Annotated in this window: 10 protein-coding genes; 9 read left to right on the forward strand and 1 reads right to left on the reverse strand. The window is 54.8% G+C overall.

The window, feature by feature from the left end:
- Positions 1-270: 270 nt before the first annotated feature.
- From BN1135_RS04875 to BN1135_RS04895, 6 genes are all read left to right on the forward strand, one after another.
- Positions 271-879, forward strand: a complete 609-nt coding sequence (locus BN1135_RS04875) for a 2OG-Fe(II) oxygenase (protein ID WP_042019241.1) — start codon at positions 271-273, stop codon at positions 877-879.
- A 204-nt stretch (positions 880-1,083) separates the two neighbouring features.
- Positions 1,084-2,073, forward strand: coding sequence for a D-alanine--D-alanine ligase (locus tag BN1135_RS04880; protein WP_042019242.1), 990 nt, complete (start codon positions 1,084-1,086; stop codon positions 2,071-2,073).
- 636 nt (positions 2,074-2,709) lie between these two features.
- Complete coding sequence (locus tag BN1135_RS21380; protein WP_082186728.1) at positions 2,710-4,002, forward strand: FRG domain-containing protein; 1,293 nt, start codon at positions 2,710-2,712, stop codon at positions 4,000-4,002.
- Positions 4,003-4,051: 49 nt separating this feature from the next.
- Positions 4,052-4,432: a hypothetical protein gene (locus BN1135_RS21975; protein WP_139245141.1), complete on the forward strand. Its 381-nt coding sequence runs from the start codon at positions 4,052-4,054 to the stop codon at positions 4,430-4,432.
- A 298-nt stretch (positions 4,433-4,730) separates the two neighbouring features.
- Positions 4,731-6,146 carry a leucine-rich repeat-containing protein kinase family protein gene (locus BN1135_RS04890; protein WP_042019246.1) on the forward strand — a complete coding sequence of 472 codons (1,416 nt, stop codon included), beginning with the start codon at positions 4,731-4,733 and terminating at the stop codon, positions 6,144-6,146.
- A gap of 282 nt (positions 6,147-6,428) precedes the next feature.
- Positions 6,429-7,076 (forward strand): thiopurine S-methyltransferase, encoded by a 648-nt coding sequence (locus tag BN1135_RS04895; protein WP_042019247.1) that lies wholly within the window; start codon positions 6,429-6,431, stop codon positions 7,074-7,076.
- Positions 7,077-7,397: 321 nt separating this feature from the next.
- Here BN1135_RS04895 and BN1135_RS04900 read toward each other — a convergent pair whose 3' ends face one another.
- Positions 7,398-10,184: an insulinase family protein gene (locus BN1135_RS04900; RefSeq protein WP_042019249.1), complete on the reverse strand. Its 2,787-nt coding sequence runs from the start codon at positions 10,182-10,184 to the stop codon at positions 7,398-7,400.
- A gap of 162 nt (positions 10,185-10,346) precedes the next feature.
- On the opposite strand from BN1135_RS04900, the gene sixA reads away from it, so the two are divergent.
- The 3 genes from sixA (at position 10,347) to BN1135_RS04915 (ending at position 12,219) form a co-directional block, all read left to right on the forward strand.
- Positions 10,347-10,814, forward strand: a complete 468-nt coding sequence (sixA, locus tag BN1135_RS04905; protein WP_042019250.1) for a phosphohistidine phosphatase SixA — start codon at positions 10,347-10,349, stop codon at positions 10,812-10,814.
- Positions 10,815-10,947: 133 nt separating this feature from the next.
- Entirely contained in the window at positions 10,948-11,154 is a 207-nt protein-coding gene (locus BN1135_RS04910; protein WP_042019251.1) for a DUF1107 domain-containing protein, read from the forward strand.
- A 147-nt stretch (positions 11,155-11,301) separates the two neighbouring features.
- Positions 11,302-12,219 (forward strand): DMT family transporter, encoded by a 918-nt coding sequence (locus BN1135_RS04915; RefSeq protein WP_042019252.1) that lies wholly within the window; start codon positions 11,302-11,304, stop codon positions 12,217-12,219.
- The last annotated feature ends 108 nt before the right edge of the window (positions 12,220-12,327 follow it).

The following is a 12,327-nucleotide window of genomic DNA, read 5'->3' on the forward strand; positions in this document are numbered from 1 at the left end:
AGGGGGAACAGGGCTACTGCTACGGTATCGGTTGACTCTTGCTGCGGCAAGACTCGCCGGTGATGGCACCTGCTCATTGCGGGTAATATCACACTTTCGTCAGCCAATACGGCAAGGGGAGGGGCGGGATCACACTCATCTGGAAAAATCAGATAGTCATCAATGAAATAGCGTATTGATGGCGGGACTTCTCAAGAGAAGCAAACCGGTTTGTACCTTGGCCGGTAAGTCGCTACAAAGCGCCCTCTCTCCACTCATTGTGAGCCTGTCTTGGACTATCAAGCTGTCATGGATGCCATTTACACCCGGGGATGGGTGATTGTGGATGATTTTTTAACCGCCACCGAAGTGGATGCCCTCAAAGCGTGTCTCCCCACAGAGTGGCAACCCGCCGGCATTGGCCGTGAGACGCTGCATCAAGGCAATGCCGATATTCGTCGTGACCAGATCCACTGGCTGGAGCCGGAACTCGGCGCCCCCGTGGTCGATTACCTCGCGCGAATGGAGTCCCTGCGGCTCGCCGCCAACCGGATGCTGATGCTGGGGCTGTTTGACTACGAGGCTCACTTTGCGCGCTATCGCAGCGGGGATTTTTACGCCACCCATCGCGATGCCTTTGCCGGTCGCTCCAACCGTCGCTTCACCTCGGTGTTTTACCTCAACAACGACTGGCAGCCCGAGGCCGGTGGCGTGCTCAGGGTGTATGACAACGACGAGCAGTTTCTGATGGATGTCAGCCCCAAGGGGGGGCGGCTGGTGCTGTTCCTCTCCGAGGAGTTTCCCCACGAAGTGCTGCCCGCCAATCAACAACGTTACAGCATTGCTGGCTGGTTTCGGGTCAATGGCAATGGTGTGGGGCGGGTAGATCCGCCCCGCTGAGGCGCGGTTTTACCGGTTTTTGACGGCATGGGCTCTTTTCACCGCAAGAAGTAGGGTGATAGGGCTCCCATCAGCTGACAAGGGTTGATCTCCCTTGCTACACTGGCGCGCACTTATGTTCGTATCTGGCTTCGTCCGGTTTTTATGGTGGTTGGCTTATCAAATGGTCATGACGAGGCCGCTTTCCCAAGGGATCACATCTAAATGAAGAACATGCATGTCTTGCTGCTGTGCGGCGGCGGTGGCTCCGAGCACGAAGTCTCTCTGCGTAGCGCCAATTTCCTCGAGCAACAACTCGCTCTCCTGCCCGGCATCGAAGTGACCCGTGTCGAGATGTTCGCCGACCGCTGGCTCAGTGCCGATGGCCGCGAGTGCAAGCTGGGGCTCGACAAGCTGCTTTCGTTTGACAGCGTGGCCCGTCCGGTGGATTACGTGGTGCCCTGCATTCACGGCTACCCGGGTGAGACCGGCGATCTGCAATCTTTCCTCGAACTGGCCGGATTGCCTTATCTCGGTTGCGATGCCGAGGCGAGCAAGATCTGCTTCAACAAGATCAGCACCAAACTGTGGCTCACCGCCATCGGCATTCCCAACACCCCTTACCTGTTCCTGACCGAGCAGAGCGACGCGGCCCTTGCTGATGCCAAAGCCGCGCTGGCCAAGTGGGGCAAGGTCTTTATCAAAGCCGCCTCTCAGGGCTCTTCCGTTGGTTGCTACTCCGCCAGCAACGAAGCCGACCTGGTGAAGGGCATTGCCGATGCCTTCGGTTACTCCGAACAGGTGTTGATCGAAAAAGCGGTCAAGCCGCGCGAGCTGGAAGTGGCGGCTTATCAGTATGGTGACGAGCTGATCGCCACCTATCCGGGTGAGATCTGTGTCCCGCAGGACAAGTTCTACAGCTATGAAGAGAAGTACAGCAGCGCCAGCCACACCGAAACCAGCCTCACGGCACAAGGGCTGACCCAGGCGCAGGCCGATGCGATCCACGAGTATGCCCTCAAGGCATTCCGTCAGCTGAAACTGACCCACCTCTCGCGCATCGACTTCTTCCTGACCGACGAGGGCGAGATCCTGCTCAACGAGATCAACACCTTCCCGGGTATGACCTCCATCTCCATGTTCCCGAAACTGCTGGAGCATCACGGTCACAACTTCGCCGACTACCTTGAGCAGATCCTGCGCAAGGCCAGCTAAGTTCTCTCTCCTGTTCACGGAGTGAAGGACGACCCAATAAACATCCCCGCCAACCGGCGGGGATTTTTTTATCCGTTGATCACCTGCAGCGTGAACCAGCGTGATGGGATAAAAAGCGGGGAGGGGACATAGTCTTCAACCCGTTTGTTCCGAACTCTGGAAATAAGAAAGACGCCTTAGGGTAATGCCAGTCAGTTAAGCATTTTTATGACTAAATATTCGAGATGTTGAATATCAAAAACGGTTCTATGGTTAAAGAGTCAATTTGGCTCCAACCCTTACCCTGACTAAATAACTGATCCTAATAGTGCTACATCTTGCCGGAAGCCTTGTGGCGTAAGGAATTTGTGCAATCTGATGGCAACGCCTGAGGTGACAAGGCTCAGCGACGATGTGTGCTCCATGTCCCCTGTAGAAGCTGTACGAGTGCAGTGATCTACTATTCGGAACAGCTATGTAGCATGCAATAAAAAGAGGGAGGCATCATGCTTCCCTCACTCTTTAGCCCTTATACCCTGCGGGTTGGTACTCAAATTCTCTTAACTGGCTTGCATTAACGCCTTAGGGCGTCTTTTTTGTGAGATTATTAGCTATGTAAACATAGCCTTTTACATATTTTATGATTTGAGTGGGTAAATGTGGCCTGCAATTCATTGTTGTTCAAAAGATAATTTCTCTGTTACTATTAATAATAGGTTATTCATTAACTTAAGATATAAAAAATATATTTTGTTGAATGGGGGAACGATTGTGGGCGGGAAATCAAGAGTGGTGGTTTTACATGGTAATCATCATCTAGGAGAGTTTATTGAGTTTGCAGGCATTGAAGTAATAGATGGTGTGGTAGGTGATGAACGATTCCATGTATATGTATCTCCTAGCTGTAAATTAAATGATGAAGTCATTATTAGAACGGGTATTACCCCTGGGTTTTTATTGGACAAACCAGATTTTTCAACAGTGCAAGTCGAGTTGAAAGAGTTTATTTCTGATAGCGAAATAATTTTTTATGATAATGACATTTATAGTGTTTTAATGAATTCCTTTGAGCGTTCAGGAATAAAGTTAGTTAATAGCATTGTATTTATTAAAGATTTGGCGAAGTCTTTTTTAAAGAAAGATAGCACATTGAAGTATTTGTTTGATAAGTTTCACATTAAGAATAATGGCTATGACTATGAATCCGCTCTATCTACCTGTGAAATGCTATCGTCCTTGTATTTGACATTGCTAGATAGCATTAAACTAAATTTATTTAACGATGAGTTATCCTTTAACCTTAATCAGGTGGTAACTATATCTCAGATGTCTGATTTAGATAGATTTATTGATAGTATGCCACGTTCTACTTTGTTCAGGGGAGTTTCTAATAAAGAATATACATTGGTTCCATCCCTTTTTAGACATAAGGAAATTGATAATATAGATAAGATTGAACGTGATCTGATGTGGTTTTTTAAAACCCAAGCGAAACCTTATTTGAATCTAATACCAAAGACGGATTTAGATTGGTTAGTTGTTGCGCAGCATCATGGGTTGCCAACCCGTTTATTAGATTGGAGCTTAAGTCCATTAGTGGCATGTTTTTTTGCGGTTAATGATTTGTCAGACACTGATGGTGCAATATTTATTTATAATGTCAAATCTTTTAGAAAAGAAGAAGCTATTGATGTGCATAATCTAAGTGAGATAACAGCATTCATGCCATCTCATAGTACAAAAAGAATAGCCATGCAGTCAGGTTTTTTTACTATTCACCCCACAAGTAAAATTCAACTTAATGATGGGAGTATTAGTAAATTGATTATTCCTAGTGAACGGAAACGATATTTTTTAGATCGATTATCAAAGTATGGTGTGCATCATGGGACAATATACCCTGACCTTGATGGACTATCTGCGTATATAAAATATCTAAAAAATTATTGATGCGTTTTAAGTTAAATTGACGCAATGCTCTATGCTTAGAGCACCCTAAGTGTTTCGTCAATTCAATGCGGCGGTGTTGTTTAGCCTATGTCTGGTTTTACTAAGAATTTTTAAGAAGGTATATATGATATTTCCACGGCCAAGTAACTTCCCATATAAAGAGGTATTCTATTCAGATGGAGAAATTGCGCTAATTAAAGGTCAATATAAAGATTCTGATTGCGACTCAATTGGAATGAGATGGATGGTTGGGGAGAGCGAACTTGGCTATCCAAGCACATTTGGTAATCCAATGTGGATGGTCGTGCCAGACAAACTGGCAAGCTACATATTGGAGGGGATATTCCGAGAAATTGAACAGCAAAGGAAATTTATTATCGACTTCCAAGAATTTATGGACGCTCTGGAACTCACGAGAACGTACCGTTGAAAATCTAACAAATACCGTAGGGTGCAATGAAATTGCACCGCTAATTTTGCGCTTTATATCTTGCACAAAAGTCGCCTTGCAAACGGTGCAATGCGCTGCGCTTATTGCACCCTACGTGTTTCGTTAATCTGCTGGGTGGTGTTGCTGAGCGCCATGCCCTGTCACCAAGGCAACAAAAGGGGCGATCTGTGCCCCGAATTCTTTATAATGCCCCCCTTTAAAACCGCCGGACCCAGGTTCGGCGCGCGCTGATGGCTGGCTACGCCATCAGGCAGATCATCAGGATTGAGAAACGGTTATGCATACTCTGGAACAGCTGCGCGCAGGTGAACTGTGCGGTGCCCGCCATCTGAAGCTTTGTGAAAATCTGACGGAGTTCCCACCCGAGATCCTGGGCCTTAAAGAGACGCTGGAGGTGCTGGATCTCACCGGCAATCAGCTAAGCGCGCTCCCTGACGAGCTGGCCGGATTTAGCAAACTGCGCATCATCTTCTGCTCCGAGAACCGCTTTACCGAGCTGCCCGAGGTGCTGGGGCGCTGCCCGGCACTGACCATGGTGGGCTTCAAGGCCAACCAGATTGCTACCGTCTCGGCCAGGGCCCTGCCTGCGCGGTTGCGCTGGTTGATCCTGACCGATAACGCGGTGGCGCAGCTGCCCGATGAGTTGGGCCAGTGCGACGCCCTGCAAAAGCTGATGCTGGCGGGCAACCGTCTGCGCGAGCTGCCCGCCAGCCTTGCCAACTGCCGTAAGCTGGAGCTGCTGCGCATCGCCGCCAACCGCATCGAACGCTTCCCCGACTGGCTGCTGTCGCTGCCGCGCCTCGCCTGGCTTGCCTATTCCGGCAACCCTTTTAGCGAAGGGGAGGAGGCGCGGGCCATCGATGATGCCCATGTCGCGCCCCTTGCCTGGGACAAGCTGGCGCTGGGCGAGCTGCTGGGGCAGGGGGCATCCGGCGTTATCCATCGCGCCACTATTTTTGATGACATGGTTGGCGACATGGCTGATGCCAAGGCCAGTGCCGATCACGCGAGTCAGGCGAGCGACAGAGCCGATGCCAGTCAGGTGGCGGTCAAGCTGTTCAAGGGGGCGGTGACCAGCGATGGGCTGCCCCGCTGCGAGATGGCAGCATCGCTGGCGGCGGGCAGCCACCCCAACCTTATCAAGGTGATGGGCAAGGTGGCGGATCACCCCTCCGGCATTCCGGTGCTGGTGATGGAGCTGATCGACCCGGCCTTTGCCAATCTGGCCGGGCCGCCGAGCCTGGACTCCTGCACCCGGGATGTCTATCCCGAAGGGCTGCACCTCTGTGTGCCGGATGCGCTGGCGATGGCCCATGGCATTGCCTCGGTAGCGGGCCATCTGCACCGCGCGGGCATCATGCACGGGGATCTCTACGGCCACAATATCCTGTTTGCCCGCGGGTCTGACGCCCCGGCTCGCGCCCTGCTGGGGGATTTTGGTGCGGCTTCTTTGTATGAACGCAACAACGATGACCGCAGCAACCGCGAGCGGGCGCTGGGCCTTGAGCGACTGGAAGTGCGCGCTTTTGGCTGCCTGCTAGAGGAGCTGTTGGCGCATTGCGACGCTCAGGGCTCACAGCTCGATGGGCTGCATCAGCTCAAAGCGGCCTGTCTCTCGGAAGTCCCTGCCGAACGCCCCGATTTTGCTTATATCGACCGTCAGCTGGCGGCCGCTCGCGCCACGCTGTCGTGACCTTTGGGGCGTTGGCAGGCGCTGTTTGACCTGCCAACGCCATGCCTCTTATTCATTCATCGCCACCAACCCATGACGTGTTTGCATGGGTGATGTGCCTCTGCCCGTCATAAACGCACCCAACAGAGCCCATTGCGACAGCGAGGTACAGGGCAAGGGGAACTCCAGTCATTTATCCGCAAAAACACAGGGGCTGCGCGGCAAAAAGGGCAGGGCAGAGGGTTGCGCGGTGCCGGTTAAGTTGTGATATTGAGGCATCTTTAGTACAGAAGGGTAATAACGATGGAAGCTGCGTTTTGGCATCAGCGTTGGGAAGAGAACCGGATTGGCTTTCATCAGGCGGACTTCAACCACTGGCTGCAATCCTGGTGGTCGGCCCAGCAAGCGGATGAGCCGGTGCTGGTTCCCCTGTGTGGCAAGTCCCGCGACATGCTCTGGCTCAGTGGTCAGGGTCATCCGATCGATGGTTTCGAGTTATCCAGCCTTGCCGTCAGCCAGTTCTTCAGTGAAAACCAGCTTGCCGCCACCGTGAGCGAAGTGGGCCCTTATCAGTGCCATCAAGTGGACAGCCTGCGCATTTTTCAGGGGAATTTTTTTGCCGCCCCCGAGTTGGGTCGCCGTTACCGGCTGGTCTATGACCGTGCCGCGCTGATCGCCCTGCCGACGGCGATGCGCCGTCAGTATGCGGCTCTCATCAGTTCGCTGGTGGAGACCGGTGGCCAGATCCTGCTGGTGACTCTCGAATATCAGCCGGAGCAGCAGACTCAACCCCCCTTCTCGGTGGGGGAGATGGAGGTGCGGGCCCTGTTCGAGCGCGATTTTCGCATCGAGGTGCTGGGGCGCGCCGCCGAGGTGGATAATCCCAAGGTACTGGCGGGTCAGCTCTCCTACTTCGATGAGATGGCGTACCGGCTGGTGCGCCGTGGCTAACGGGCGGGCAAAGGGTGATCTGCGCCGACAAATCGTCGGGCTGCGTGCTCTTCGCTACCTCCTTTGACATAGATCAACGTGATTGGCGGTGGGAGTGCCTACTATGAGGCTGTTTCTCAATCACTGTTGGCATTGCAACGCAAGTTCAGGGTTTAGCCCGCTTGCTGATCAGCAACTCAGTGTCTGATTTTCACGCTCATGTTCACTTTTGGCGGCTTTGGTCGCAATTGTTATGGTTTTTCCAGCCGACCCTGATGGGTCGGCTTTTTATTGCCTGCGATTTACCGTAGGAAGGGAAAAACGGGGGATATCGAGGCCCGATCAGGCCTCGAAGGTGGCGGCATTGAGCCGAAATGCCTTGGGATCATCGATAAACTGACCGGTGATCCGCTCGTCATGTTCGTGCCCCTGACCATAGCTGCAGAGGATCAGCCGATCGGAGGTGCGCGAGCGCAGCTGGGTGATAAAGCGCACCAGATCGGCGCGGCTTAAGTTACCCACCTCTTCGCAGACCCGTTCCCGTTGATCGAACCCCAGATCCTTGTTGCCGATGCTGACCCACAGCCGCTGGCCGCGACTGCGCAGGTTGGCATCCCGCTCGCTCAGCTGGGCTTGCAGCCCTGCTTTACTCTCCTGCCACTGCTGCTCGGTGAATTCGAGCATGGCCAGCGGGAAGAGGTCGATAAACTCCTCCACCGCATCCAGCAGGATCTGCGGCCCCGCCACCGGCGACTGGATATAGAAGATCAGGCCCGGGTGGCGATTGAGGGGCAGGTTGCCAGCGCCCACCACATAACCCAGTTGCTGGCGGGTGCGCAGCTCGTGGAAGAAGGTGGAGGACATGATGTGGTTCGCCAAGGTAAAGCAGGCGAGATCCCGCGGTCGGGTGGTGCGGGACTGGTAGTAGACCAAGAGCGCCGAATCTTCGTGATCGCAACCCTGCTCGCGAATAAGGGTGCCCCTGTCCTGAATGGAGATGAGCGGGCGGCGGGTCTCGCCACTCGGCTTGCTGCTGGTGCCATTGATATCGCTCAGGTGGCGCTCCATCAGGGCTGCCAGCTCCAGCGCCTCGGCGGCCGTCCAGTCGCCGTGCACCAGCGCCTCCACATGCACCTCGCCAAACAGCTGGGCCACGAAGGCGGGCATCTCTTCCAACTCGACGGTGCGAAGGTGGCGCAGCAACTGCTCGAACGGCGGATTGTTCGGCTGCAACAGGCTGGTGAGCTGGTTGAACAGCTGGGAGATGGGGCGCGCCTTGGACTGGTTTTCCCAGTTGCGAATGAGCTGCTCTTTGATCTCGGCGAAGCGGCCCGGATCCGGATACCCCAGCGTACGGTTGCCGAGGATCATGTCGAGCAACAGCGGCTGCTTGTCGGCAAAACCGCTCAGGTTGATGGTAAAGCCCCCCTGATGGGCATAGATCTGGTAGCCCAACCCCGCCAGCTCTGCCGGATAGGTGAGGGCGTTGAGGTGGTCGGCCAGCAGCTCCACAGCGAGGCGCGCCATGGCGATATTGCGCGGATTTTTCACCGCATGTTCGCTGTCGATGGAGATGTAGAGATTGCCCTTGGGCACGCTGAACAGGTGCTCATGGAGGTGCCAGAGGCGAAAACCGGGGCGATCGATAAGACAGGCGGGCATGTCGGCGGCAAGCTGTGGCGTGCGCGGATCGAGCCGGTTGCTGATAAAGGGGTTGGGCAGCGGCAGGGCCAGCGCCTTGTCCGGTTCGCTCTGCTGCCAGCGGATCTTCTCGGCCTCGGTGATGGTCGCCACGCTGTAGGGGGTCTGATACCAGCGGGCCAGCCGATCGGTCGCCACTTCCGGCGCGGTAATGGTGATGCGCAGGTTGTGCGGGGTGAGCTTGGCGAGGAAGCGGCGGATCAGCCCCTCGTCATATTCGCGCATCATGTAGTCGCCGTAGAGCAGATCCTCGGCCTGGTAGCTAAAGAGGTTGAGCACCAGCCCCGACACAGTATCGAGGGGGCGGCCGCGCTCCTGAAAGCGGAACGCCGATTCGAGCACGGTACGTTTTTCGTCGTAGCGCCAGCTCTGCAGCCCTTCGCGGCCAATCAGTTTCAGATAGCCAAACAGGGCGGCGAGGATGTCGTCCACATGCTCAAGGCCCAGAGGGGTCAGGCCGAAGTTGACGCCAAAATCCTTGAAGTTGGCGCCGCTGATGCCACCACCCGCCGAGAGCTGGTTGACCCAGCCTTTCGCCTTGAGCAGGGAGAGCAGGCTGCCATCCCCCTCGTAGCCAATCAGATGGCTCAGGAAGGTGAGGGGCTTTTTGTCGTAAAACTCGTCCACATTGGGCAAGGGGAAGCTCAGCGACAGCTTGCGGGTCTCCTTGACCGGATTGATGTGGATGCGCACGCCGAGATCATCGAGCCGGTAGAGCGGCATGGTGAGGGTCGGCGTTCCCAAATTGCGATTCAAAATGGGAGCAAAATAGCGACAGCACCACTGCAACTGGGTATCGATCGATGCTGGCGAAATCATTACCAACGCCATGCGATCCGCGCTGTAGTGGCTTTCGTAAAAACGGATAAGGTCGGAGCGCAGATCCCGGCCCGGCAGGTCGGCCAGGGTATCGAGGTTGCCCACCGAGAATTTGGCGAAGGGGTGCGCCGGATTGACCGTCTCTTTATGCACCTGATAGCTGCGGCGCACATCATCTTGCAGCTTGAGGCGGTACTCGGAGTCGACTGCGTTGCGCTCTTTATCCACCCATTCCGCTGTGAAGGTGGGGCAGATAAAGAACTGGGAGAAGCGATCCAGCCCCGCTTCGAAGAAGCCGTTGTCGATTTCGAAGAAGAAGTTGGTGAACTCGGTGCCGGTCCAGGCGTTATTGCTGCCGCCATGGCGGCTCATAAATTGCTGGTATTCACCGGGCTTGGGGTAAGTACCGGTGCCGAGAAACAGCATGTGCTCAAGAAAATGGGCCATGCCCTGGCGGTCGGCAGGATCGTCAAAATGGCCGGTATTGACCGCCAGCGAGGCGGCGGATTTGTCGGTATCGGGATCACAAATCAACAAGACCCTGAGCTGGTTGGCCAGCGCCAGAAAATGGTATTGCCGATGGTCGTTAGGACTGGCATATGGGCTCATTGGCGTGTGACTCACGTTGGATTTATTTGAATTTAAACATGATTATCGACCGCGCGATCCCGTCAGGCAAACCCTTTTCTGAGAGGTAGCGCAATTGTTTACATACCCGTGGCGGGGTAAGATCCGCCAGCTATCAAAACAGGCCCGTTGGGCGAGGTTGTAATGAAGATCTATATCATGCGTCATGGCCAGGCTGGCATGAATGCGAAAACAGATGAACAGCGTCCATTGACCGAGCAGGGTATTGAAGAGTCTATCGGCATGGCCCGCTGGTTGGCGCCTCAGCTGAGCGGCCCGCTGGATCGGGTGATCCACAGCAACTATCTGCGGGCCCGCCAAACCTGGCAAGCCATATGCAGTGAGTTACCTGACGCAGCAGCCGTTGAAGAGAGTGGTGACATTACCCCTTATGGAGATACCGCTTTCGTGGCCAGCTACCTCACCGCCCTGGCTGAACAACATGACCAGATCCTGATGGTCAGCCATCTGCCGCTGGTGGGTTATCTGGTGCAAAGCCTCTGTCCGGCAGCAGGCGCACCGATGTTCGCCACCTCAGGGATCGCCTGTATCGAGTGGCACAATGGCAAAGGTGCCTTGCTCTGGCTGGAAGGGCCGCATACAATAGGCTAAAAGTTAATAAAAAGTTATAAATTGAATTTTTTGGGAAGAGATGGGCGATTTTTCCGGATTTTTATAGTTAGTTAACGGAATTATTTCGCAGAAGCTGCTGTCATACGGATACAACTGCAAGAGGTTGCAAACGATGAGAGTGTTCAAGAAGTACCTGCCACTGATGGTGGCAAAGCACGTCAAAACCTTCTTCAAAGGTCGGATTTACATCCATGGTCGAGGTCGGTTTGATTTTCAATTTGGTTTGTTGTTGATGCCGAGCGCTGCCGACATCCCTCACCGCCAAACGGTTACGGAGGTCAACCAGATGATCTCCAGACTTCATATGGATGCGGCGTGACGTTCTTCTGAACGCGTTTCTGCACGGATATACCAGCCTGTTGATGACCGTTAATATATGCCCGCGATTGTGCGGGCATATTTGTTTCTGGCTTCTCGCCCCTTATACTCGCTCGCTGTTGTCTGCTCCGTGACCCTGGATGTGTGCATGCCCCTTGCCTTCTTGTTTCCCTTCTCCTGCATTGCCATCTGGGCGGGCAATGGCATCGTCAGCAAACTGGCGGTTGGTGTGTTGTCGCCCGCCGCCATGGCCTGGTCCCGCTGGGTGGTGGCTGCCTTGGTGTTGAGCCCGTTTCTGGCCCGTCGGGTATGGCGTGCCCGTGCTCGCTTGCGGGCAGGTCTTTGGCAGATCGCCATGCTGGCGCTGCTGGGTATGGTGCTCAACCAGACCTTTGGTTACTACGCGGCGCAAACCCTGGGGGCCACCGAGATGGGGCTGATGATGGGGCTGACACCACTATTGACCGTGTTGTTCAGCATCTGGCTACTGCGCGAGCGGCCCACCTGGGGCGCCGTGCTGGGGGCGCTGCTCTCTATCCTCGGCTTGTCTATCTTGCTGGGGCAGGGGGATCCGACCCAGCTGTTTACACAGGGCATTCATGTTGGCTCGGTCTACATGCTGCTCTCGGCGGGCACTTATGCCCTCTATAGCGTGCTGCTCAAGAAGTGGGATCTGGGGCTGGATAACTGGTCACTGCTCTACGGTCAGGTGCTCTGTAGTGTGGTGATCCTGACCCCCTTCTTTCTGCTGGTGGATGGTCAGTTGCCCGAGGGGCGGGCGCTCTGGCTGATCTTCTATGCGGGGATCCCCGCGTCGGCACTCTGCCCCTGGCTCTGGATGCAGGGGATCACCCTGCTCGGTGCCAACCGCACCGCCATTTTTATGAACCTGTTGCCGGTACTGACGGCTGGCCTTGCCATCACCCTGCTGGGGGAGCGGCTGACCAGCTATCACCTGATCGGGGGCGGTCTGACCCTGCTTGGTGTCTTGCTGGCGCAGCTGCTGGTGCGACCTGTGGTGTTGAGGCGCCGCCGACTGGCCATGGCGCCCTGTCCTGAGGAGTAATCGTGCCCGGACGGGTAATTTGGCAGCGTGATGTGCTGGCCAAGAACGAAAAAGCGCCTGCAGCAATGCAGGCGCTTTTTTATGGTCAGTGTCCCGTCCTGAATATGG

This window comes from Aeromonas sobria, assembly GCF_000820145.1.
GTDB lineage: Bacteria > Pseudomonadota > Gammaproteobacteria > Enterobacterales > Aeromonadaceae > Aeromonas > Aeromonas sobria.